Raw genomic sequence first — 23,125 nt, 5'->3', positions numbered from 1 at the left:
CGGCGATCCACCCGATTGCCTCCAACCGGACATTCGCCGGAAAACGCGTCCGAAGCTAGCAGCCACCCGCACTCCGGATCCGGCGACGCGCGGCCATCCGCCGAGGCCCCCTCGTTCGGCTCTGCCGCACGCGGACCCCGCGGGGACGACGCCCGCCCCGCCGCGGCATTCCGATCGCGGCCCACAAGGGCGCGTGATGGACATGCGCGCAGGCAGCGAACCCGGGAAAGGCGAAGTCCCCGGCAACCGGGCGGCTGTCGGGGACTTCGCCAGCGGAGCGCCAGCCTGGATTTGAACCAGGACCTCCCGCCCGGAAGACGGGTGTGCTTGCGGTTGCACCACCGGCGCAGGCAGTCGGATGGGCCTCCGCTCAGGCCATCCGGCCGACTCCGTCCACCGTACATCACGCTTCGCATGCACGCATCACGGAGTGTGATCAGCCGGTCCCGGGCGCGAGACGTTCTCGGCGAGCGCCAGGCTCGCGGGCGAGGAGTTCGAGGGTGCTGAGCGCCATGTGGTCCCGGATGCGGTCGACGCACGATTGCCACTGCCGGGAGAAGCCTGGTGCGGTCTCCAGGCCTTCCCACACCGGCATCAGTTCGCTCGGTACATCGATCCCGGGCATCCAAAGGTGGAGCAGGTGGTCGACGGCGGGCCGCAGTCGCGCCAGCGATGCGGCGTCCGCACGGCCGCGGCAGGCGCGTTCCGCAATGCCGCCGACGACGCCGAGCAGCCAGTCGTGCCGGGCCAGGTCTTCGCACAGCGCCGCGAGCCGGGCAACATCCTCGGGGAAGTCGTCGGCTGGTAGCCGTAGTTCCAAGGTGCGATCGGTCGTGCCGCGTACCGTGAACACCCCGCTCGGACGGCCGGGTGCGACCACTGCCGACCAGCCGAGCCTGGTGCGTCCGGCGCGGAACGCCGGACGGTGGTCGAGCAGCGGTGAACCCTGGACGGCGGCGAGGAGTTGCTCGCATGCCGCACCGGGGTCGAGGGTGGCGCCGGGGGCGCTGCCGCCCGGGAAGCCGCGGGCCAGGTCCTCCGGGACCGGACGCCCGATCGCCTCGATGGTCCCCAAGCGTTCCAGGTAGTGCGCCCAGCCGAGGCGGCGTGTGCCACCCGCGGTGACCAAGGCACGCGCCGAGGCCTGCACCACCCGGCCGCCGGTCACGCGCGTCCGGGCCAGCAGAGTGCCGACGCCTCGCACTTTGGCGCCGGACGCGCAGCGCAGCCGGCAGTCCACAGCGTGCACAAGGTCGGCGGAAACCGCGCGGACGAGGGGGCGTTCCGCGGACCGCACACGCGTGCCGGGGGCGATGTCCAGCAGCGCTTCGGTTCCCGTGGGCGCCAGTGGAGCGGAGTTCATGAGCAGCGCGGTGCGTACCTCACCGAGCGCGAGGAGCGTGGTGGTCATGGACGGCTGCCGTCGGTCGGGTCCGGCACGAAGGCGTAGGCAAGGGATTCGGTGAGCGTGCGGGGTTCCGGCAGGTTCTCGGCCCGGGCGCGCGCGGCGATCTGCTCGCGCACCGCGGTGTCGACGGCGGTGTGCTCCAGGATCAGCCGTACGGCGTGCTCGACCGGCAGGAACCGCGTCTCCAGGAGGGAGAACGTCCGGTACGCGGCGAAGGGCGTCGCACGGGGATTGAGGCGGGTCAGCCCCGGCAGGTCGTCCCAGTCGTCCGGGAACAGCGGGTCGGGCCAGTCCACGGGTTCGATCACGGCCTCACCGCGGTCGCGCAGCAGTCCGAGGCGCAGCAGCTGCCAGACCGCGGCGAGGAAGGGGCAGGACCAGGTGCGCGGCCCGTCGTCGTCCCACAGTTCGACATCCAGGAAGACCGAGTGCCGGCGCGCGCCGAACTCGCGCGGTGGCCGCCATTCTCCGCGCGGCGCCATCGCTTCGACGCCGAGCGAGGATGTCGAGCGCGCGCCGTTGCACAGCCAGCCGGATGCCTCGGTGGGCGGCCGGGCGCCGTTGCTGCCCTCGGCGGGTGCGGGGACGAGCCGGGCCGCGAGCAGCGACGCGGGCGAGACCGCGCCGCTGACGGCGCAGGCCGACTCGCGCGCGACGTAGTCGATGGTCAGGCCGGACTCGGCCGCGGCGGCGACGAGGCGGGGCACGACTTCGGCCGGCGACGAGAACCGTGTGAAGTAGTCGTCGACGAGGAAGCAGGTGCTGACCCGGGGCCGGGTGCCGGTCGGCGCGGCGGTCCGGGCCGCCTGCGCCCACGGTGCCACCGCCGCGAAGTGCTCGCGCAGGCGGTGCGGTCCGGCGGCGAAGTCCTCCATGTAGAGGTGGCCCAGCTCGATCGACATATGGGACAGCGGCAGCGACTGCACACGGTCCTCCGCGGAGACTTCGCGGAACACCGCGGCGGGATCCGGCCGGGGGCCGTGCACGGTGCTCACAACGACTCCCAGCAGGCCGGATCGGTCAGTGCATGCGCCAGGTCACGCAACGCGTCGACCGTCTCGCGGTTGGCGACGCGGCTGATCAACGCGTCGGCGTCGGTGATCAGTTGCTCACGCCACTGCAGCACCGGGTCGAGGGGCACGGTGCCGAGCACCGAGGTGCGTCCCAGTCGGTGGCCGGCCGCCAGGTCGCTCAGCTCGCGGTCGCACGCCACCAGCCATTCGGCCTGCGCGGGACGCGGTTCCCCGCCGGCCGCGGTGTCGAGGCGGGGCACGGCGGCCCTGACATAGCGGATGCGCTCGCCCAGTCGGCGCTGGTCGTGGCCCATCAGGGCGCCCGCGGCAAGGATGCCCCGGTCGCCGTGCACCAGGTCGGCGGTGGCGATGATGTGCTGACGGGTCCAGCGGTGGAACACCAGCCAGCGCACCGGGGTTTCCGCCAGTTCCGGTCGGGCCGTCGTACGCAGGGCGAGGTCGACCGCGTAGGAGCGCCCCGCGCTCAGGTCGACGAACGTGATGTCGAACTCCTCCTCCAGCCGCAGGAACAACTCCGCGCAGCGTGCGGCGGTGGTGTCGTCCGTGGGGAACTCGCCGCCGCCCGGATCGCCGGGGAACAGCTCCAACCGCCCGCTGGTCGCGGGCCGCAGGCGCAGTTCCCGGCGGCGCGAGTGCGCCCAGACGTCGATCTGCCTGGCCTCGCTCGCACGGTGTTGCAGATACGTGTGCACGCCGGGTCCGGCGGCGCGGCCGTCGCCGTCCAGCTCGAAGACCGCCCGTGCCGTCGGCGAGCCGAAGTCGAAGTCGACGTAGCTCACGTCGCCGCCCAGCAGCGCCCGCCGGTAGGCGAGGTTGGCGCAGGTGACCGACCGTCCTGTGCCGCCCTTGTCCGAGGTTGCGAAGACCAGCACTCAGACCCTTCCCCTCGATGCTTCCTCGCGTGCCGCGCACAACGCGTCGAGCCGCCGCAGCGCCTCCGACGCCAAGGCGATCGCGACGGCCGGCCGCCGGTCGGCCTGGTTGCGGGCCCGGCGCAATACAGCGCCGACCAGTTGGAGTTCGACGTCGACCGCCGGGGCGTGCGCGGAGCGGGTCAGCATCTCTTGCGCCAGCAGGTGGTCGGCCTCGCGCAGCATGTCGGCCGCGACCGCGGCGAGCCGCGGGCTGGGAGCCAGGTCCGCGGCGATGCCGGAGCCGGCGACCACGAGGACCTCGACCACCCGTTCGGTCATGTGCCACGACAATCCGGCCGGTGACGGCGGAGACGTGGCGTACACGCGACCGGGGGCGTCCCAAAGCCCGGCAGCCGGTCCGGTGTCGAGCCGGCGGTTCCACACGTGCTCGGTGAGCCGGTCGGCCAGCGCCAGCAGAGTGTCACGCTCCTCCATGACACGTGTCAGCGCGGCGAGTTGAAGCGTGCGCTTGAGCAGGGACGGTGCGAACTCGGTGACGGCCCAGCCCAGCGGCGGTCCGAGGAGTTCGGCGCCGGGCAGCGGCGTCGTCACGCCCGGAGTGTGCAGCGCGACCGCCGGATCGTCCGGTCCGGCCCGCCGGGTGATCTTCCCGCGGGCCGCGAGCTCGGACAGCACCGTGACGAGCGTGCCGAGTTCGAAGTCGGGAGGGACCTCGTCGGCGCCGCCCTGGCGCATGAGGTTGTGGATGACGATGGACGCGACATGCAGGCTCGGATAGTCGGACCGATCGTCGCCGCCGGGCCACGGGATGTCCTGGAGCGGCCACGTGCCGCCGAAGCGTGCCAGCGCGCTCCAGAACCTCTGCGCCAGTTCCCAGCGCGCCAGCAACTGCTGCACGAGGGCGTGCTGGTCGTCGTCCAGCACGCCGAACAACAGGGTCCGGCGCGAGGAGAACAGGTCGACGATGCCGTCCATCGCGGCGACCGTGAAGTACAAGGACGGGACGGGGTCGGCGAAACGCCCCGGTTCCGGGGCGTCGGCCGGTCGTGCGCGCCCCCACGTCCAACCGCAGGAGAACAGCAGGTCTTCGTCGTCGAGTCCGGGCGGTCCGCACGCGCGGGCGCCGAGCCCGTGCAGGCCCGAGCGGATCGGCCGGAGCCGGTCCATCAGCGCGCGGACCTGCCGCCGGTCGGGTTCCCCTCCCGGAAAGACGGTGGCGAAGACAGCCCGGGCCGCGTCCGAGCCGAGGGGGAAGGTCGCGGCGACGAAAGAGTCGCGCAGCGCCGTCATGGCGTACGTCAGCCGGCGTGAGGCCGCCCGGCGGAGGTTGTCGAGGCGTTCGCGGGTCCGCGCGGAGCGGACGTGGCGCTCGAACTCCCGGACGAAGGTCATCACCGACAGGCACAGGGTGACCGCCTGGGAGAACGACTCCACGGTCTCCAGCCCCATTTGCGCGGACGACGGGGCAGTTGCGGGGTCGAGGGTGCGCAGGGGGCCGCCGGTGAACAGCGGTCGGCCGTCCGCGGCGGTATGCGCTTCGAAGTACGCCGTGCAGATGTCGGTCACCACGCGGGGGACGGCTTGGTGGTCGCCGAAGGGCGCGAGCGCGGCGAGGACGTCCTGGCCGGTGGTGTCCGGGTTCGCGAAGCCGAGCGCGGGCATGCGCATCGCGGGGTAGAGCAGGCACACGAGCCGCTCGGTGTCGTAGAGCGCGTCCTGCGCGTCGGCCGGACCCTCGTCCCCGGGTCGCGCGGAGCGGGCGGCCAGCACCTTCCAAATGTCCAGCAGCCGCCTTCTGGGAAGATTCGTCACGTGCCGGAACTCCCGCTCCCGGTCTCGCGACACGGCACTCCGGTCGGCGCCGGCACCCGTGAAGCGCGGCCGGTCGCGAACACCATTCCGGTGTATCCGTCGCGCCAGCGCACATCGAGGAATCCGATGCGTTCGACGGCGACGTCCTCGGCGCAGCCGGCCAGCGCGGACCGGACTTCCTCGCTGCCGACCCGGACCGCGGGGAAGGGGCGGGCCGCCACGGAATAGCCTTCGGAGTTCTCCACGAACGCCGCGGCGAAGGGCGCGCCGGGGCGCAGCGCGCCGACGAAGCGGTGTACGGCCTTTTCGAATTCGGCGTTCTGCGTGGTCATGGATTCCGCGACGAAGAACATGGTGCCGAGGTCCCAAAGCCCGTGCGGCAGGTCGAACAGGCTGCCCTGGACCACCGCGCCGCGTTCGGCGAGCGCGGCGCGCGGGTCTCCGACGCCGCCGTGCGTCGGATGCTCGGCGAGCGTGTCCCAGTAGACGTCCCACATGGGGGCGTACGACCCGACCTGGTTGCGTAGCCAGGCGACATTGCTGGTCGAGTACTCCCACAGCGTGATGCTGCGGCTGAACGGAAGCAGGGTCAGCGCGGGGTACAGGTTCGCTCCGGGGCCGACGTCCACCGCGTGCGCGCCCCCGGCCATTCCGGCCGACCCGAAGAACTCTGCGGCCCGGGTCATGACGTACTTGTCGTCCGCGCGCAGCGTCGCGTAGTTGTGCGCCGAGTACGCCTCGGGGTCGAACGCATTCCAGTCGACACTGGCGTTGTCACCGTGCAAGATTCCTCCCGGAGTTGCTGGGGCGTGGTCCATAGCGGGCGATCGAGTCGCGCACTTGTTCGGCGTAGGGGCCTTCCCACCACGGGACGGTGCGCACGAGGACCGGCGGGGCCCCACTGACCTGAACGAACGCACGTCCGCGTGGCAAAGCGACGAGGTCGGCCGCGTCGAGCACCGGTTCCGGGCGGCTCGCGCGCGTCATCGTGCGGTTCCACCAAGCCGTGAGCAGAGGGGCGGAGACGCTGGTCGTCTCCGGCTCGAACACTCCGGAAACGTGCGACAGGCCCTCGAGGAACGGGATGTCGGCGACACCTCCGCCGTACACGCGCACGCTGGCCGAGCCCCAAAGCTGCGCCATGCCCTGCTCGCCCCAGGCCGCGGCTCCTTGGTGCCACGATTGCAACGTGATCATCATCGCTATGCCACGTGCGCCCAAGTGGCTGTAGAGCGAAGGAAGTTCCGGCCACGGGCAGACGTTGGCCGCTTCGTCGAGGACGAACAGCGCAGGCCGGGCCAGCTTCCCCAGCGGACTGTCGATTGCCACGCCCTCGTGCGCGTACGCGAGTGCCGAGGTGAGGGCCAGGGTCAGCGGTGCCGCGGCCCAGTGGGTCTCGTCGGAGAGAAGGTAGGCCGTCTGGTCCGATCGGGCCGCGAACTCCTCGGGCTTCAGTTCGGGGCGGTCCCCGCCGGGTGTGATCCATGCGGTGACACTCGAGGCGGTGAGGAACGAGGCCAGTTGCGCGGCGGTGCCGTAGATGCCGGAGCGTTGGTCCGCGGGGAGGTTCTGCAGGCCCTCGGCGGATGCCGCGGACATGTCGTGGCCCGCGTTCCGCAGGATCCGTACGGGCGTGTCGTCGGTGGGGCGCATGAGCCAGGGGAAGATCCGGGTGACCGGCAGGCTTTCGGCGTCCGCGGCGAGCAGCAGGGCGCCCAGCAGGGAACGTGCCGCGGGCTCGAAATATCCGTCGCTGCGCTGATGGTCGCGCCGTTGGACGCTCATGAACAGACCCGCGAGCAAGTCCGCCCGGGTGGGGTTCCCGCCGACGAAGCCGAGCGGGTTCCACCACCACGACGCGGCCGCGTGCATCTGCTGCTGCGGGTCGAAGATCCACACCGGGCCGCGTTCGGCCCGTGGCCCGCGCGTCGCGTCGACCACGTCGCGCTTGTTGGACGTCACCACCACGTTGCCCGGTGCGGACAGGATGCCGGGGATGGCCCGGCCGGCGGTCTTGCCGGTGCGCGGCCCCCAGATGTCCAGGTGCATCTGGTCCCATCCGGCGCGGATATCGCGCTGTCCGTGCACCGTCCGACCGATCAGCGGCCCGATCAGCGGTTCGGGCGGGGGCGCGGTCGGCGTTCCGGTGCGGACGAGCCAGGGATTCACCGCCCGGTCGGTCCGGCGGGCGTCGCCGAGGCGGCGTGCCGCGCGGTCCACAGCGGGACGGCGTCGGCCGCACACCCGTCCCACGGCCGACACCAACGCCCCGAGGGCACCGGGGGAAGACGTCGGCCCACGGCGTTTCGTCGTGGCGCTCATGAGAGTTCGGGCTCCTGAGGCAGGGCGGGAGGGGCGCCTCGGCCACGGCACCGCCGCGACCCGTGGTCGTGGGGTCGCCGGCCGTGTTGCGAGGACTTCGGGAAGACGCCGGACGCCTGGCCGAGGGGTTCGCCGCGCACGACACGGTGCTCGGCTTCGCGGACAAGGCGGCGGGGCGGTGGGGCGTGCTCAGCCCGGTGGAGTCACCGAGGGCATGGCACGGCCCGGCTCACTGGGGAGCCGGCTACCACCAACCACCGTGTTCGCGGTACGGGGCCGCCGCACCCTTCGACGCCGCACGCACTGCGCCACTGCGCTGGTGTGCGTTTGCGCGAAAGGTTCCTGGGGCCACTTCTGTTCCGCTCTCGGTCCGACAGGGGTCCACGGGCCGCACCACCGCATGGAACAACGGCGCCGCCCGGACAAGTGGTCAATGTAGCGGCCACAAAATTGACAAACTGTCAGGTAGATCGGCCGGTTCGCGATCTGGCCCAGAGACCGCGCCGAGCGGACACGCGTCTTCAGGATGGCCACGCTGTGGCGGACGCCGGTTCGCCTCGGCCGCGCACGCGGGGAGCGGTGGGGCAGCGCCCGTTGACGGTGGGCAGCCGGCCATGCCGGATCCCGTGCGGTCGGCGCGTCAGGTGCCGTGTGCTGCGGGCCGCCGCACGATCGAGGGTCTCCCCGCGGGGGCGTACGAGCAGACGGGCGGCGCCGGGGAGCGGTACGCGTGGCAGCGCTCCCCGGCGGCTTGTCCAGCGCTTGTCAGCGCGCTGCCCGTCCCACCATCGTTCCGGGCCGGGTCGCGGTCGGGGCGGTGTCGAGGACGGTGGGCACACCGCTCACGACGGTGGCACGGATGCCCGAAGGGTCCCGGGTGAACCGCCAGGAGCCGTCGGGGTTGTCGTAGGACTTGCGTACCGGGCGTACCTCGATCTCGTCGAGTGCGAAAACGACGAGGTCGCCCGCCTGGCCGACCGCGATGGTGCCGCGGTCGCCCATCCCGAAGTAGCCCGCGAGCTTGCCGGTCAGGTTGTGGACGCCTTCTTCGAGGGTGAGCAGCCCGGCGTCGCGGACGTAGTGGGTGAGCAGGTACAGGTTGTGGCCCGCGCCGCAGAAAAGCTGCAGGTGCGCGCCGGAGTCGTTGATGTTGGTCAGGACGTGCGGGTCCTTGAACAGTTCGGCCACCGCGGGCTCGTCGAACGCCTCCGGAGTTCCGCGCAGGCACGAGCGCAGGCCGTTGGCGATCAGCCACGTCGCCAGGGCGTCGGAGATATGGAGCCCTTCGCGGTCGGCATAGTCCTGCAAGGAGATGCCGAGCGGGCCCTGTCCCGTCTCGGACAGTTCGAGGATGAGGCTTTCCGGGCGGTCCAGGCGGGAGGTGGCGGCCCGTTCGCGCTTGTCCCAGTCGTCGCGGGCCCGGTCCCGCCACTCGGGGTCGGCGAGGGTGGCGAGCTTCGTCTCCATCGGGGAGTTCATCCACTCGTTCCAGGCCGGCACACGCTGGAAGGTAAGGGCGCGCTCGAAGTTGAAGAACGGTTCGAGCGGCACATGCTGCACGTTCGGCCACATGTCCGCGCCAGTGGCACGCAGCCGCCGGTGGAGCGCGCGGTTGCGGTCGCGCAGGTCGGATTGGCTTCGGGTCGACGGGATGGAGGTCCACTGGGCGCGTACCCCGCGCGGACGGCAGATCGCGGCAAGCCGCTCCACGTCGGCGGCGACGTTCTCGGGGTCGTTGAACCGGGTGATCATCTGGAGGGTCGCGCCGGTGTGCCGGGCGAGCACCGCGACGAGTTCCGCGAACTCCTCGTCGGCGGCCAGTCGGGTGGGGACGAGCCGCAGGTACCGGTCCTTGTCGAACAGGTTGGTGGACAGGCCGATGGCGCCGTGGCCGAGGGCCTCGTCCAACAGTTCGGCCATCCGGGCGATCTCCGCCGCGGTGGCCTCGCGCGACCAGGCGGCGTCACCGCCCATCACGGTCGTGCGGAGGGTCAGATGGCCCACGAACCCGGCCACGTTGACGGACGTCGCCTGGCCCTGGACGGCGGTGCGGTACTCCGGCCAGCGCTCCCAGTTCCACGGCACGTCCTGGTGGAACGCGCTCAGCGGCAGATCCTCCAGGAAGCAGAACAGGTCCAGGACGGGGCCGCGGGCTTCGGCGCTGAGCGGTGCCACCGACATGCCGCAGTTGCCCATGACGACCGTGGTCACGCCGTACGCCGGCAGCGGGTCGAGATCGGGGTTCCACCACATGTGCCCGTCGACGTGCGTGTGCGCCTCGATGAAGCCCGGGGCCACGACCGCGCCATCTGCGTCGATCACCTGCTCGCCACCGCCGGCGCGGGGCAGTTCCGGACCGATTTCGACGATGCGGCCCTCGCGTATCCGCACATCCGCCCGGTAACCGGGCGCGCTGGTGCCGTCGACGACAGTCCCTCCGCGTACCAGCAGGTCTCCCATGAACCCTCCCTCGGTGATGGGCGTTTCACCGCGAGACATTTACTTAACCATGTAAAGCAGTCAAGGGGTTCACCCCGTGGAGAAGTCGGGCGGCGGCGGGGCCACCGTCGGCGTATTCGCCGTCCTGGCACCGCGCAGCGCGGCCCAAGTCACCGATCTGGCGGTCCAACGGCTACTGGATACCGCGGTCTTCGAGCACCGTCGCTTCCGCCCGCGCCGGACGCTTTCGCCGTGCATCGGGCCGCGGTGGCGGCGACGCCCGGTCGGGACGGCCTCGAAATCGCGTACATCCGCGAAGGCGTGGGCGGGTACCCGCTCCTGCCCGTTCACGGCTACCCGGAGACCAAGCGCATCTGGTGGCGCAATATCCGGCCGCTCGCGGAGGCCGGGTACGAGGTGGCCGTGCCCGACCTGCGCGGCTACGGCGACTCCGACCTCTCCGCGGCCGACTTCACGTGGCCGTGGTGTGCTGTGACACCGTCGCATGGCCGCCCGCAACGCCGTTGTGGTCCCGAAAAAGGCACCGCACAAGTCGGTCGGGGATCACCGGGACGCGAGCGCTCGCCGTCGGGGCGTTCCTGTGACCGCAGCGGTCGACGGGTTGCTGTAGCTATGAGGTGCTTGATGAAGCGGATGTAGCGATGCGCGTCAGCGATAGTCGCCCAAGCCGTCCGCGAGTTCTTCTTCGTCGCCGTCGCGGATTGCGTAAAGGGCCTGCTGCAGGGCGAATGTGCCGCGGATCGCGCCGACACGGGTGAGGAGTTCGTGGTTTGACCAGTTGCCCAGGTCGAGCACCCGCGCCAGGAACTCACGGCCATAGCCGGCGCCGATCGCTGCGAGATCCTCGGCCGGGTCGCCGAGTGCGACATCGTCCCAGTCGAGCACTCCGGAGAGGTGCGGCAGGCCGTTCGTCCACTCCCACAGGACGTTTTCGGCACCGAGGTCTCCGTGCACGACTGCTCGGGTGACGTGGGGAAGGCTGTCGAGTGCTTTGAGTTCCTGTTCGGCCCGCAGGCGTCCGTCGTGGGACATAAGCGGGAACAGGTCCGCGCGCACGTTCTCCGCGAACCGCTGCCACTGGCCTTGTGCCGCCTGAGGGAGAACTGCTCGTATCGTCTCGTCTGCGCCGGCACGGGCCAGTCCGGACAGCAGCGTGGCGTACTGGGCCGCCGCCGTGTCGACCACTCGGGCATCGTCGAGAGCGTCGGTCTCCAACGGTTCCCCGGGAATGCGGCCGAGGACCAGGAACGGCGCCTCGTCGGTGCTGTGGGCACCACCCAGGAGCAGCGGCTCAGGTGTGCGGAAGCCGAGGTCGAGGCCGGCGAGTGCGTGTAGTGCGGCCGCCCGCCGGGGCAACCGGGCGGCCGCTGACCGGGTACGAGGCAGGCACACGACACGGTCCGAGCCAATGACCACGGTGTGGAATTGCCCCTGGCGTACTGCCAAGTCGTGCGGTTTGTCGTCGGGCAGCAGGCGACTCAGCAGAGCCCGATGCGCCGTAAGGATGCTCACGTGTGTCCCCTGGATCCTTCGATGGGCATGTATCAGCTTGCCCTGGGGGACATCCTGCACGTCCGTCAACGGCGCCACCCTCACCCGCGACCCCACCGTCACCGGGCCCGGGAACCGCGCGGGGTCCGTGGACGCGAGGCGCTGGCAGATGTCGCGGGACTCCCGCCGGGCGTCAGCGCTCTCGCCGAACCGTTTGGCGCTGGCCCGCGCCCTGGGGCACCGATCCGGCGGCTCCGGGCATGCGTATCGCGCGGCCCGCCGTCTTCGGCGACGCCGGGTCCGACTCCGCTCCCGCCCGCGGTCAACGGCTGTTCACGGATGTCTCGTTCGAGGTGGTGATCGCACCCGGACCGGTCAGACCTCGCGCCGCGGCCGGGCCGTCCGCGGAGCCTTCGGCGGGCTTGGAGTTCGCCAGCCACAAGCCGGTGAACACGGCCGTGACCAAGGTGACGGCGCCGGCGGCGAGGAAGGCGCTGTCGAGACCGGCCTCAAGGGATGCGCCGCCGGATTGCCGGGAGCGGACGACGGCTCCGAGCAGTGCCACGCCGAGCACCGCGCCGATCTGCCGGGTGGTGCTGCTGATGCCTGACGCCAGGCCGCCTTCCTGCGGGCTGACGGCCTGGATGGCGGCGCCCGTCAAGGGCGACATGGCGAGGGCGAAGCCGGTGCCGACGAGTCCCAGCCGCCACCACACGTTCCCGTAGCCGGTGTCGGCGTGCACCATGCCGAGCGCCAGCAGTCCCAGGCCTGCCAGGGCCAGACCGGTGGTGGCCACGATGCGGAAGCCGTACCGGGCGGCGAGGCGGCCGGCGTACGGGCTGACGACCACCATGGCCAGGGACACCGGCAGGGTCTGGAGTCCGGCGCGCAGGATCGAACTGCCCTGGACGTACACGAAGAACTGGGAGAAGAAGAACGACGCGCCCATCAGCGCGAACCCCACCACGACCATGGCGGTGTTGGCGACGGTGAACAGCCGCTGCCGGAACAGCCGAAGCGGCAGCATCGGGGCGGGACGGCGCGTTTCGACGGCGACGAAGGCGGCCAGCAGGATCAGCGCGGCGGCGAAGCCGCCCAGGATCACCGGCGACGTCCACCCGCGGGCACCACCCTCGATCAGTACGAAGGTCAGCACCCCCACCCCCGCAACGGACAGCACCGTGCCCGGGATGTCGATCGCGGGCGCGTTCGCGTTACGGCTCTCCTCAAGGCCGCGGATTCCGACCAGCAGAAGCACCATGCCGATGGGCAGGTTGACCAGGAAGATGGCCGGCCAGCCGAAGGCATCCGTCAGCACTCCGCCCGCCACGGGGCCGGCGGCCAGACCGATCCCGCTGAATCCGGCCCACAGGCCGATCGCCTTGACGCGTTCTTGCGGTGCGGGACAGGCGGCGACGAGCAGGGCCAGCGAGGCCGGGCTCAGCGCCGCGGCGCCGATACCCTGCAGCACCCGGCCGGCGACCAGCCAGCCGAGCGAGGGTGCGAGGCTGCACAGCAACGAGGCCGCGGTGAACACCGCCACTCCCGTCAGGTACACCCGCTTGCGGCCGAACCGGTCGGCGAAGATGCCGCCGGACAGCAGCAGCATGGCGACCAGCAGCACGTAGGCGTCGACGATCCACTGCAGACCGGACAGTTGAGTGTGCAGCCGCTGCTGCATATCGGGCAGTGCCGCTCCGACGATCGTGTTGTCGAGCAGCACCATGAATTGGCCCAGACAGGTCACCGCGAGCAGCACGCCTCGGTTTGACCGGCTCCCGACCGTCGCTTGCGATGCAGCCACGAATTTCCCTCCGTCGGTGAGTGCGCCCGACCGCGGTCGACGCAGGCCGCGCTCCACCCGAACGCCCTAAAGCAGCCAATGACTGCGTTAGCAGACTGTAGGGAGGTGCGCTCCACAAACGCAAGTGGGAGCTGCGTTAAGGTGGGGGCATGAACGAGCGAGGTGGGGGCATGAACGAGCGACAGCAAGCCCGGCGTCCCGGCGGGCGCAGCGCCCGCGTCGCCGCGGAGGTGCACCAGGCCGTCACCGACCTGATCAGCGAGCACGGCTACGGCAAGTTCACCGTCGGCGACGTCGCGGCCCGCGCGGGCGTAGCCGACAGCAGCATCTACCGCCGCTGGGGCAACTTGGAGACCCTGCTCACCGACGTGGCGCTCACCCGGCTCAATGCCCGGTCGCCGATGCCCGACACCGGGAGCCTGGCCGGCGACCTGCGCACGTACGCGGCCGCCGTGGCCCGCGAGATCACCGGCCCCGAAGGTCTCGCGCTGGTGCGCCTGGCCGTCGCCCTGTCGAGCAACGGCCCGCAGGGCCTACAGGCCCGCGACGATCTCCGCGACGAACGCACCCGGCAGCTGCAGTCCGTACTCGACCGCGCCCGCGAACGCGGCGAAGACGCACCCGACGCACTGGATGTGCTGGACCACATCCTGGCCCCGATGTACATCCGCATCCTGTTCGGCATGGGCCCTCTCACCCCCGAATACGTCGACGGACTGGTCGACCGGATGCTGTGACTTCTGACCGGCCTACACGACGCCCGCAGATGTCCCGGCCGGTCTTGGCGACGGCGCCGCACCCGAACCCGAACCCGCCCGGGAGATAGAGCCGGAGGCCGGTGACGGGCAAGGGGTCAGAACCGAACCGGCGCCCCTCGCCCGCGCAACGGCAGCCGTGTCCGCCTCAGCCCCGCCGCCCGACGGCGTCGTCGCCGAAGGAAGCCGCGAGAGCGTGCGCGATCAGTTCGGGTAGCGACGTCCGGCCGTCTTCCTCGACCCAGCGCGTGAGTGCCGTGTGCATGACGGCCAGGCAGGCGCTGGTCGCCGCCCGGGCACGGAACTCGGCGTCGGGGGTTGCCGCGTCGGCGCCGAGGGCGTCGACGACGGCCTGTTGCAGCACGTACTGGCCGTCCAGATGCCTGGCCCGCAGTGCGGGAGTCGCGACCATGAGCCGCAGGCAGTCCAGCAGGAACCGCTCGTTCGCCGCCGGCCCGTCTCCGCCGCCGGTGAATTCCGCGGCCGCGTCGACGAGAGCGCCCGCGACCCGGCGCACCACGGGTTGCGTCGGAGGCGACGCGGCGACCCGCGCGGCGATGAGCTCGGCCGGCTGCTCGAGGAGGACGAGGTCTTCCTTCGTGGCGAAGTGCCGGTACACGGTCATGGCCGAGACACCGGCGGCCTCCGCGACGTCGGCCACCGTCACCGCGTCGTACCCGCGCTCGGTGAACAGCCGTACGGCGTGCGCTTGGATCGCGCGCCGCGTCTCCGCATACCGCCGCTCCCGCAGGGTCGGTTCCCGCTTGCTCATGTGGTAGACACTACCTCAATGTTAGTAACTAACATTCGGAGGTCGTCATGACTGATCAAACCGGCAGAATCGCCTTGGTGACAGGCGCCTCACGCGGCATCGGGCAGGCGATAGCGACGCGGCTCGCAGCCCTGGAGACCACGGTGATCGTGCACTTCGGCACGGACCGAGCGGGAGCGGCGACGACGGTCGAGGGCATCGAGCGCGGCGGCGGAGCGGCCTTCGCCGTCCGGGCCGAACTGGGCGTGGAGGGCGATGTCGAAACGCTCTTCGACGGTGTCGAGGCCGTCCTGGCAGGTCGACCGCTCGACATCCTCGTCAACAACGCCGCGGCCGCGCCGGCGGGCCCGCTCGGCGTGACGACCCAAGCGGAGTTCGACCGTCTTTTCGCGGTGAACGTACGTGCTCCGTACTTCGTGACCGAGCGCGCGCTGCCCCTGCTGCGCGACGGCGGACGCATCATCTCGATCTCGTCGGTCGCGACCCGGATGGCCAACGCGTCCCAGACGTCCTTCGCGATGACGAAGGCGGCGATCGAGACGATGACCAGGACCTTGGCCAACCAACTCGGCCCCCGGGGCATCACCGTGAACGCGGTCTCCCCCGGAGCCACGAGGACGCCGACCAACGGAGCCGTCTTCGAAGTCCCCGGGCTGACCGAACAGATCATCGGGATGACCGCCCTCGACCGGCTGGGCGAGGCTGACGACGTCGCCGACGTGGTCGCCTTCCTGGCCTCCGACTCCGCTCGCTGGATCACCGGTCAGACCATCGACGCGAGCGGAGGCCTGTTCCTCGGACCGCGCGTCTGATCCGGCGACGCCGGCCGGTTCGGCGGAGGCCGCGGTCCGCACGGGAGAGCCGACACTCGATCACCTTCCGCGGGGCGGCGGAGCCGGACGTTCAACTCCCCTGACGGCACTCGGCGGTTCCATCCGCGCGGGGCGCGGCGGCATTCGGGTGCTGTCGTTCCCTCATCCGGGTGACCTCCCGGTGCCCACAGGTGTAGCACCACCGTTGCAGTTGGCAGACGCCGTCAGGAGGTCTGCCGCCGCATGTGCCCGTCGCCGCATGTCACCGAGGCCCCGGTCCGTGCTGCGCGCCGCCTGCTGTGCGTACTCCTGCTCGTTCTCGTGGCCGCGTTCGGCGGCGGGGCGGGCTCCTGGGTCGGGGCCGAGCGCACCGTGGCGTCCTCGTCGGCGGAGTCGTGTTGCGACGAGGCGGGGCCCGAGGCCCGGACGGCCGAACTCGACGCGTCGGGGGTGGTACGCGGGCCGAGGACGCGTGTCGTCAGGCCCGGCCGTCCCGTCCCCCGGGCAGCGCCCGAGCCGGCGCGGCCGGTGCGGCCCGCGATCGACCCGTTCGCCGACGGCCTTGAGGGGTGCCTGGTCCTGCGCTGCTGACCAGTACGGAGCTGTGCGCGTCCGTACCGATCCCCTTTCCGCAACGCGAGGTAATCCGCCATGCCCATCGACCCGTTCGCCGCACTGAACGCCATGCTCCGCGCCGAGGTGGCCCGCACGACATCACTCACCCCACCCGCCGAACCCACCGAGCCCACCGAGCCCCCGACCGCGACCGCGCCCGAGGCCCCGGACGCGGCGCCGGTCCGAGAATCGAGTCCCACCGAGGTCCCGGACGCGACCCCGGTGCGGAAGTCGAGTCCGACCGCGGCCGGGTCGACACAGTCCTGACGTCCGACGCCTGCGCGCGCGCCGGAGGGCGCCCGGGCCGAGACGCCCGGGCACCTTACGTCCGCCCCGAGAACCGCAGCGAAGGCGGTTGCGGACCTGGTCGGCGGGTTCGGGGATCGTCGCGGCGATGCCGTGGCGCCGCAGCCAGGTGCGGATCGCGTTCGAGCTGTAGCCCTTGTCGCCGACGACCCGAACCGGCCGGGTCCGCGCCCGGCCAGGCCCGACCGCTTCCGGCCCCGATGCGATATCGGCAGCAGCGGACGCACGAAGTCCCACTCGGCATCGGAGAGTTCACGACGACGTATCACCCGACCACGATCCACTAACCAAGATCATTTGAAGACACCGCCTAGCCCCGCGGGTGACATTCGTCCTCAGATTGACCGTGGAGAACATCGACTCGATGGGATTCGTGCTCCGCAGCCGCCTGACCGAGTGTGGCGCCCTGGCCGACGCTGATCCTGTGGTGTCGGATGCCGACAACCCGGCCCGCGGGTCGTGCGTCCTGCATGTCGCCGAGGGGGTTGGGCCGGGGCGCGGGCTTTGCGTGTCATCTTCGGTGCGCCGCATCGCCCGCGGCCACGGCGACGACGTCACCATCGGCACCGCGCCTCTCGGCGGCGCCCGCGTCGAGCTCCGCCTGCCCCTGGTCACGGCGTCCGACCGGAGTTGGCCTGGCGGCGCGTACAACTCCGCAGGGCCGGACCGCGGGCATGATTCAGGTCATGACTCACACCGCTCGCCGCATGTTCGAGCTCTTGGAGCCGATCTGCCTGGTCACCTTCTTCTCCCCCGAGTGCAACGCGGAGTTGGCCGCGCTCGGCCACCGCACCTACTGGGATGGCTACTTCGCCAGCCGCGCCGCGCCGCTGGGGCGGGTGCCGGCGGAGGTCGTGCACGCGGCCTTCTACAACTTCGCCGAAGGCGAGGCCGCGCGGCACATCCCGAGTGCGTGGGAGACGATCGCGCCCGAGGCGTCCGTCGCCGCACGGGAGCGGGGCAGCGCGGCGTCCCTGCGGCGGATCCTCGGCGCCGAACTGGCCGCGGCACCGGGCCTGGTACGCGCCGCCGACCTGACCGGCAAAGCCGCGACGAGCGCGCCCACGGAAGGTCGGGTCATGTACGCCGGGATGCGCACCCTTCCAGTGCCGAGCGACCCGGTCGCGCGGCTGTGGCATTCCGCGACCATGCTGCGCGAGCACCGCGGTGATGGGCACATCGCCGCTCTCGTCGGCGCAGGCATCGGCGGCACCGAGGCGCACGTGCTCAGCGCGCTGGCGCAGGGCATCCACCCGCCGGAGTCGTTCGGGCGCATCCATCACCTGCCGAAGCAGCGGCTGGCCGCGGTCATGGCCGGTCTGCGCGAGCGCGGGCTGGTCGACGCCGACGGCTGGTTCACCGACGCGGGCCGCGAGACCCAGCAGCGCATCGAAGCCGTCACCGACGAGCTCGCCGCCGCGCCGTACGACGCCCTGTTCCCCGCCGAACTCGACGAGCTGGTGACCGAGCTGGAACCCCTCACCGCGAAGCTGGTGGCCGCAGGGTCGCGGTGAGCAGGTGATCGCGCGCCGGCGGGCCTGGGCGGACTCGACCGCGCCATGCCCGATACGCCGCAGCACTTGTAGCTGGGCAGCTTCTGCCCGTGGCAGTCATGCTCGGGTGCCCACAACGCCGTCAGGCGGCTGGCCCACCCGGCGCGTGCGCCCCGTGCGTGAGCTGGTGCACCGCTACACCGAGGCCAGCGTGGCCACGGACGTCAAGGCGCTCGCCTCGATGCTGCGGGACGACGTCCGCTTCTCGATGCCGCCCACACCCGGCCTGTACGTCGGCCGCGACGCAGTGGTGAACTTCTTGACCGAGAGCGGCTTCGAGGGCATGACCGGCCTGCGTGCCGTTCCCACGTCGGTGAACCGGCAGCCCGCGCTGGCCTTCTACCACTGGCAGCAGTCCGAGGGCGCGTACCTGCCGCTGACGATCGACGTCCTGCGCGTTACCGGCGGGACGATCACCGAGATCACCACGTTCCACGACGACCAGTTCCCGCGGCTCGGACTGCCGGACCGCCTGCCGGCCGACGGCACCGAGTAACCCGGTGCAAACGCTCGCGCTGCGCGCCGGCACACGCATCGCCGTGATCGCGGAGGAATGGCACAACGCTTTCTGCGTCGTCACCCGTGGCCGGGTGCAGCTGGAGCTGCGTGACGGCGAGCCGGGGCCGGTCCTCGGACACGACGCCGCGTTCTGGCTCCGCGGCACCGGCATCCGCGCCCTGCACAACCCCTACCGTCGCACCGCCACGGTGCGCATCATCACTCCGCCCGGAAACCAGGCCCTCACCGATGACGAGAGGAACGACATGAACAGCATGACGGAAACCGCCGTCGTAACCGACCCGGGCGCCGACCGCACCCGCCCTCCTTGGGCTACACCTCCTCCCCGCAGCGGTGATGATCCCGACCCTGACGCGGAGTCTGGGCACCCGAGCGGGTTGACGATCCCTAACGGACATCTCCATCGTTCGGTCCCCTCGGCCCGGTCTTCCTCCATCCCGGCCAGGTTCCTGACCGCCCGCAGGGGGCGCGGTCGGCGAGGGGGGCCGATGGGGCCGAGGGCACCGGCGAGATGCAGGGGCGGGGCACCGTGGATGCCAGGTCGAGGCGCTTGTCCATGTCCATGCGGAAGGTGCCGTACGGGTTGACGTTCGACCAGAACAGTGCGGTCGGCAGTGGGCTTCGAGCTATTTGCTCTGCCGCCGTCTGACCATCTCGGTGATCCAGATGGGGGCGAACGGGGACGTGCAGTTCGGGGGTGTCTGGTAGTCCTTGAGGACTTCCAGGCGCTGTCCGATGTCGATGGCCCGCGCGCGGTGCTCGGCGTGTTCGATCCCGATGTTCCCCAGGCATTCGTTCATCGCCCATTGCAGGCGCTCCGGTGCGCGTTGCATCTCCGCTTCGATGCGGGCGAGCAGGGCCACGAGGTCGAGACCCTCAGGCCTCTTCACCACGCGTGCGGTGGTCAGTGCCCAGCCGGCACTCGCGACCACGGGGTCGGGATCGGCGAACCAGGCCACGCGCAGAGCTTCGCAGTGCGGGCTCTTCTTCACCACGTAGTTCACGAGCCAGTCGTGCACCTTGGGTGTGCGGGCCTGACGCAACATGGCGTCCAGTTGGTCGCGTTCAAAGGACTTCGGGCGGCAGATCAGGATTGCGAGCAGTCTCGCTGCGCTGTCGTCCGTGTCCCAGAGTTCGCGCGCGAGCGCCTGCTGGACACCCAACCGCTTGGCCAGCGCGCGCACGTTGCCGAGATTCACGGCGTGATCGTCACCGCGCTTCTCGTTCACCGCGAGTGTCTGCGGGTCTTCGAGCTCGCGAAGCTCGGCCATCACCTCGGACAGACTCGTGTCAGCCACTCTGCCTCCTGACCGTTGTCGTGGGGGCCGAGCCTACGACGAACGTCAGTCTCGGGCGCGGGGCCCGGCCGGCGTGCGCGGCCGCCCCCTCGCCGGGTGCCGGCATGGTGATCACCACGACGGCGCGCCGATCTTCGTCCTCACCCACCAGTCACCGAATGTCGACGACTGCGCCCGTCAGGCCCGCGCGGCCGCGGGGGACCGGCCGATCATGGTCCACGGGGCGGGGGGCGGCCCCGGCAATCCTCCGAGCCGGGCAGCCGGACGAGATGGAGATCCACCTGATTCCGGTCCTCCTCGGGGACGGTCGGCGACTGTTCGACCAGCTCGGTAGCGATCACATCGAACTCGACCTCGTCCAGCGAGGCGCCAGGACCCGACCGCCGAGAACCCAGGGGCCCGCCCGCATACCCATGTCTTCCAGCGACCGCGGCGGCCGCTCCCCCTCCGGAGTCGCCGTCGCCGTGGGCCGGATCAGGCGAGGTCGAGGTCCTCCCATTCGACTCGCGTGCACATGCGGTGGAAGTCGGGGCCGTACCACGGGGCGTTGACCTGGAGTCGGCCGGACTCGTTGACGTAGTAGTTCTTTTCGGGTGCTCCGTAGTCCTGGAGGAGCAGGAGCTTGCTCGCTTCGGCGTCCAGGGCCTTGTTGTAGCGCTCGTAGGCGTCGGGGGTTACTTCCACGCGCGAGGCGCCGTCTTCGAGCATCCGCACGACCAGTTGCCCCACGTAGGACGCCCAGATGGCGTACCACATGGGCAGGCTTGTACCGCCGGACAGCGGCTGGGAGTTCGGCCCGTAGAGGACGAACATGTTAGGGAAGTTCGGGATCATCATCCCGAGGTAGGCACGGGGTCCGTCGGCCGCCCAGAAGTCGTGGACGTCGATGCCGTCCTTGCCGGTGTAGCGGGCGGGCCACAGGTATTTGACGACGTCGAAGCCGGTGGCGGCGACGATGACGTCGACGTCGCGGGTGGTGCCGTCGGCGGTCTCGATGCCGGTGCCGGTGAGGCGGGCGACGGTTTCGGTGACGAGTTCGACGTTGTCCCGGGTCAGTGCGCGGTACCAGCCGTTGTCGACGACGGGGCGGCGGGAGAAGGGCGCGTAGTCGGGTATGAGCCGGTCGAGCAGGTCCGGCCGGCCGCCGGTTTGGGCGGTGATGTAGGCGGTGAGGTCGTCGCGGAGTTTGTCGTTCATGGGGTTGAACGTGCCGCCGCCGGCCTGCCATTCCTCGTCGGGGATGAGGAAGCCGTGGGTGGCGAACAGCGCCGCCACGGATGTGTAGCGGGCCCAGTTCCAGTAGCCGGGGAAGTTGTCGAGCAGCCAACGGGTTTCGGGTTCGATGGCGGCACCGTACTTGTCGCGCGGGCTGATCCACTGCGGCGTGCGCTGGAACACGTGGACCTGTGCGGCCTTTTCGGCGATCGGTGCAAGCAACTGGACGCCGGTGGAGCCGTTTCCGATCACCGCGACGCGCTTTCCGGTGATGTCGAGGTCGTGGGGCCAGCGCGAGGGGTGGACGATGGTGCCGCGGAAGTCCTCGCGGCCTTCGAACTGCGGGAGCTTCGGGTTGGTGAACGTCCCGAGGGCGTTGACCAGGATGTTCGCTTCCAGGGATTCCGCGCCGTCGGGCGTCGTCACGTCGAGTACCCAGACAGCGCGGGTCTCGTCGAACCGCGCACGTTCCAGGGTCGTGTTGAAGCGCGTCTTCGCCCGGACGCCGTACTTGGTGGCGATGTGCTCCAGGTACGCGCGTACCTCGGGCCCCTGCGCGTAGTACTCGGTCCAGGGGTGGTTCTTCTCGAAGCTGAACTCGTAGGTGATGGACGGGGTGTCGACGCGGATGCCGGGGTAGCGGTTGATGGTCCACGTGCCGCCGGGCTCGGGTTGGCGGTCGAGCACGATGTACGGAATCCCGAGCAGCTCGAACTGGATGCCCATCGCCAGCCCGTTGAAGCCGCTGCCGACAACGACCGCGGTGAACCCGTCGGGCAGCGCGGGCCGTTCCCCCGTCCAACCGGCGTACCACGGGAACGGCTTGAAAGCGGCGATGTCGCGGCGGGCCTCGAATTCGAGGTCGGTCATCTCCGCGCCGGTCGCCATGGCCATGAGGGTGCGCAGTTCCGCCTCCGGCGGCTCCTCCGGCATTCCGGGGGCCGCGTGTGCGGCCAGCCAGTCGACCGCTTTGGCGATGAGGAGTTCGCGTTCCTCCGCGGACAGTCGTGCGGCGACGGGCAGCGCCGCCAGTTCCGGGTCGTGCGTGTGCTGGTACAGCGCGACGCGCACCGCGTCGAGGTCGCCGAGTTCGACGGCCCGGCGGATGAACGCGCGGTCGACGGAGGGTTGCATCGGTCTCTTCCTTTGCGTGGGGGGGTCGGGCGCGCCGTTCGGGTGGGTGTTGCGGGTGGGTGTGCGGCGCGTGGCGGCGGGGGCGGTCAGTGCGGGGCGAGTTCCATGTCCGGGAGCGGATACGGGAACTTCACCGAGACTCCGCCGTCCACGGTCAGGACCTGGCCGGAGACATACCGCGCGAGGTCGGAGGAGAGGAAGAGCAGCGGTCCGGCGATGTCCGCGGGCACGGCGACGTCCCGCACCGGCGCGTTGGCGGCGTTGGATGCGCGGCCGGCCTCGCCGAGGTAGGCGGACACCCGCGGCGTCCAGACGACGCCCGGCGCGACGGCGTTGACCCGGATGCCGGAAGGACCCAGCTCGACGGCGGCCGAGCGGACCAGGGAGACGAGCGCGGCCTTCGCGGCACCGTAGGCGGCGTGCATCGGAGCGCCGGTTTGTCCGGAGACGGACGCAACGAAGGTGAAGGTGCCGCCGCCGTGCCGCGCCATGTGCTCCCCGCCCAGCTGCAAGGCGAGCACGGCGTGGCGGAGCACGATCTTCTGGTGCCACTCCCAGTCGTCGTCGGTGCAGTCCATCAGCGACTGGTACTTGCTCATGCCGATGATGTCGACCACCGAGTGGACGCGTCCAAGGCGCGATTGCGCTTCGGCCCACAGCGCGGTCATGTCGGGGCGCGAACTCGCGTCGCCCGCCCAGGCGATGCCGTCCACCTCGGCGGCGACGTCGTGGGCGAGGTCGGCGTCCAGGTCCACGGCGAGGACGCGCGCTCCGGCCTGCGCGAGGGCATGGCAGGCCTGACGGCCGATGCCCTGCCCGGCGCCCAAAACAATCACGCCCTTGCCATCCAGCCGCAAGCGGCCCGGGAAATCGGGAACTTCGGTGTCGTCGGTACGGGACACGGGGTCTCCTCGGGGATGTTTGGGGGAGGTTTCGGCGT

20 protein-coding genes, 1 tRNA gene and 2 pseudogenes are annotated in these 23,125 nt (G+C 71.0%); 8 read left to right on the top strand and 15 right to left on the bottom strand.

Going from position 1 to position 23,125, the window contains the following annotated elements; genetic code table 11:
* Positions 1–276 precede the first annotated feature (276 nt).
* The 8 genes from ACPA54_RS17415 to ACPA54_RS17380 all read right to left on the bottom strand — a co-directional run bounded on the left by ACPA54_RS17415 (position 277) and on the right by ACPA54_RS17380 (position 9,911).
* Positions 277–348: transfer RNA gene (locus ACPA54_RS17415), tRNA-Gly, on the bottom strand.
* Positions 349–436: 88 nt separating this feature from the next.
* A complete protein-coding gene (locus ACPA54_RS17410) occupies positions 437–1,411 on the bottom strand; it encodes an SCO2521 family protein (RefSeq protein ID WP_423530714.1) in 975 nt (324 codons plus the stop codon).
* Positions 1,408–2,403, bottom strand: coding sequence for an SCO2522 family protein (locus ACPA54_RS17405; RefSeq protein ID WP_423530712.1), 996 nt, complete (start codon positions 2,401–2,403; stop codon positions 1,408–1,410). The genes ACPA54_RS17410 and ACPA54_RS17405 overlap by 4 nt, the downstream gene beginning before the upstream one ends.
* Positions 2,400–3,314 (bottom strand): SCO2523 family variant P-loop protein, encoded by a 915-nt coding sequence (locus tag ACPA54_RS17400; RefSeq protein ID WP_423530710.1) that lies wholly within the window; start codon positions 3,312–3,314, stop codon positions 2,400–2,402. Before ACPA54_RS17400 ends, ACPA54_RS17405 begins: the two co-directional genes overlap by 4 nt.
* A complete protein-coding gene (locus ACPA54_RS17395; protein WP_423530708.1) occupies positions 3,315–5,129 on the bottom strand; it encodes an SCO2524 family protein in 1,815 nt (604 codons plus the stop codon).
* Positions 5,126–5,914, bottom strand: a complete 789-nt coding sequence (locus ACPA54_RS17390; RefSeq protein WP_423530706.1) for an SCO2525 family SAM-dependent methyltransferase — start codon at positions 5,912–5,914, stop codon at positions 5,126–5,128. Before ACPA54_RS17390 ends, ACPA54_RS17395 begins: the two co-directional genes overlap by 4 nt.
* Positions 5,904–7,451 carry a type IV secretory system conjugative DNA transfer family protein gene (locus tag ACPA54_RS17385; protein WP_423530704.1) on the bottom strand — a complete coding sequence of 516 codons (1,548 nt, stop codon included), beginning with the start codon at positions 7,449–7,451 and terminating at the stop codon, positions 5,904–5,906. The genes ACPA54_RS17390 and ACPA54_RS17385 overlap by 11 nt, the downstream gene beginning before the upstream one ends.
* Before the next feature lie 765 nt (positions 7,452–8,216).
* Entirely contained in the window at positions 8,217–9,911 is a 1,695-nt protein-coding gene (locus ACPA54_RS17380; RefSeq protein ID WP_423530702.1) for an N-acyl-D-amino-acid deacylase family protein, read from the bottom strand.
* Positions 9,912–10,142: 231 nt separating this feature from the next.
* Here ACPA54_RS17380 and ACPA54_RS17375 point away from each other — a divergent pair, with 231 nt between their 5' ends.
* Positions 10,143–10,550, top strand: coding sequence for an alpha/beta fold hydrolase (locus tag ACPA54_RS17375; RefSeq protein ID WP_423530700.1), 408 nt, complete (start codon positions 10,143–10,145; stop codon positions 10,548–10,550).
* A gap of 9 nt (positions 10,551–10,559) precedes the next feature.
* Here ACPA54_RS17375 and vph read toward each other — a convergent pair whose 3' ends face one another.
* Both vph and ACPA54_RS17365 read right to left on the bottom strand, forming a co-directional pair.
* On the bottom strand, positions 10,560–11,423 hold the full coding sequence (gene vph, locus ACPA54_RS17370; protein ID WP_423531283.1) for a viomycin phosphotransferase: 864 nt from the start codon (positions 11,421–11,423) through the stop codon (positions 10,560–10,562).
* A 301-nt stretch (positions 11,424–11,724) separates the two neighbouring features.
* Complete coding sequence (locus tag ACPA54_RS17365; protein ID WP_423530698.1) at positions 11,725–13,206, bottom strand: MFS transporter; 1,482 nt, start codon at positions 13,204–13,206, stop codon at positions 11,725–11,727.
* 170 nt (positions 13,207–13,376) lie between these two features.
* Here ACPA54_RS17365 and ACPA54_RS17360 point away from each other — a divergent pair, with 170 nt between their 5' ends.
* Positions 13,377–13,943 carry a TetR/AcrR family transcriptional regulator gene (locus ACPA54_RS17360; RefSeq protein WP_345679922.1) on the top strand — a complete coding sequence of 189 codons (567 nt, stop codon included), beginning with the start codon at positions 13,377–13,379 and terminating at the stop codon, positions 13,941–13,943.
* A gap of 166 nt (positions 13,944–14,109) precedes the next feature.
* Here ACPA54_RS17360 and ACPA54_RS17355 read toward each other — a convergent pair whose 3' ends face one another.
* Positions 14,110–14,733, bottom strand: coding sequence for a TetR/AcrR family transcriptional regulator (locus ACPA54_RS17355; protein WP_423530696.1), 624 nt, complete (start codon positions 14,731–14,733; stop codon positions 14,110–14,112).
* Positions 14,734–14,780: 47 nt separating this feature from the next.
* On the opposite strand from ACPA54_RS17355, the gene ACPA54_RS17350 reads away from it, so the two are divergent.
* The 3 genes from ACPA54_RS17350 to ACPA54_RS17340 all read left to right on the top strand — a co-directional run bounded on the left by ACPA54_RS17350 (position 14,781) and on the right by ACPA54_RS17340 (position 16,427).
* Positions 14,781–15,545, top strand: coding sequence for an SDR family oxidoreductase (locus tag ACPA54_RS17350; protein WP_423530694.1), 765 nt, complete (start codon positions 14,781–14,783; stop codon positions 15,543–15,545).
* A 243-nt stretch (positions 15,546–15,788) separates the two neighbouring features.
* Entirely contained in the window at positions 15,789–16,136 is a 348-nt protein-coding gene (locus ACPA54_RS17345) for a hypothetical protein (RefSeq protein WP_423530692.1), read from the top strand.
* A 60-nt stretch (positions 16,137–16,196) separates the two neighbouring features.
* Positions 16,197–16,427 carry a hypothetical protein gene (locus ACPA54_RS17340; RefSeq protein WP_423531311.1) on the top strand — a complete coding sequence of 77 codons (231 nt, stop codon included), beginning with the start codon at positions 16,197–16,199 and terminating at the stop codon, positions 16,425–16,427.
* Between the two features lie 21 nt (positions 16,428–16,448).
* Here the strand turns inward: ACPA54_RS17340 and ACPA54_RS17335 are convergent.
* Positions 16,449–16,703, bottom strand: a pseudogene (locus tag ACPA54_RS17335) (transposase); the annotation flags it as partial.
* 449 nt (positions 16,704–17,152) lie between these two features.
* Here ACPA54_RS17335 and ACPA54_RS17330 point away from each other — a divergent pair.
* Together ACPA54_RS17330 and ACPA54_RS17325 are read left to right on the top strand one after the other, a co-directional pair.
* Positions 17,153–17,980: an SCO6745 family protein gene (locus tag ACPA54_RS17330; protein WP_423530690.1), complete on the top strand. Its 828-nt coding sequence runs from the start codon at positions 17,153–17,155 to the stop codon at positions 17,978–17,980.
* A 154-nt stretch (positions 17,981–18,134) separates the two neighbouring features.
* Positions 18,135–18,515: a nuclear transport factor 2 family protein gene (locus tag ACPA54_RS17325; protein ID WP_423530688.1), complete on the top strand. Its 381-nt coding sequence runs from the start codon at positions 18,135–18,137 to the stop codon at positions 18,513–18,515.
* 649 nt (positions 18,516–19,164) lie between these two features.
* On the opposite strand, the gene ACPA54_RS17320 is transcribed toward ACPA54_RS17325, so the two are convergent.
* Entirely contained in the window at positions 19,165–19,836 is a 672-nt protein-coding gene (locus tag ACPA54_RS17320) for a DNA alkylation repair protein (RefSeq protein WP_423530686.1), read from the bottom strand.
* Between the two features lie 25 nt (positions 19,837–19,861).
* Between ACPA54_RS17320 and ACPA54_RS17315 the strand changes: the two are divergent.
* A pseudogene (locus ACPA54_RS17315) lies at positions 19,862–20,201 on the top strand (dihydrofolate reductase family protein); the annotation flags it as partial.
* Between the two features lie 109 nt (positions 20,202–20,310).
* Here the strand turns inward: ACPA54_RS17315 and ACPA54_RS17310 are convergent.
* Both ACPA54_RS17310 and ACPA54_RS17305 read right to left on the bottom strand, forming a co-directional pair.
* Positions 20,311–22,185: a flavin-containing monooxygenase gene (locus tag ACPA54_RS17310; protein ID WP_423530684.1), complete on the bottom strand. Its 1,875-nt coding sequence runs from the start codon at positions 22,183–22,185 to the stop codon at positions 20,311–20,313.
* Between the two features lie 86 nt (positions 22,186–22,271).
* Positions 22,272–23,087 (bottom strand): SDR family NAD(P)-dependent oxidoreductase, encoded by an 816-nt coding sequence (locus ACPA54_RS17305; protein ID WP_423530682.1) that lies wholly within the window; start codon positions 23,085–23,087, stop codon positions 22,272–22,274.
* Positions 23,088–23,125 lie beyond the last annotated feature (38 nt).

Source organism: Uniformispora flossi (genome assembly GCF_049534875.1).
GTDB classification, from domain to species: Bacteria; Actinomycetota; Actinomycetes; order Streptomycetales; family Streptomycetaceae; genus Yinghuangia; species Yinghuangia aomiensis.
This window is presented reverse-complemented; position numbering and strand designations above follow the sequence as displayed.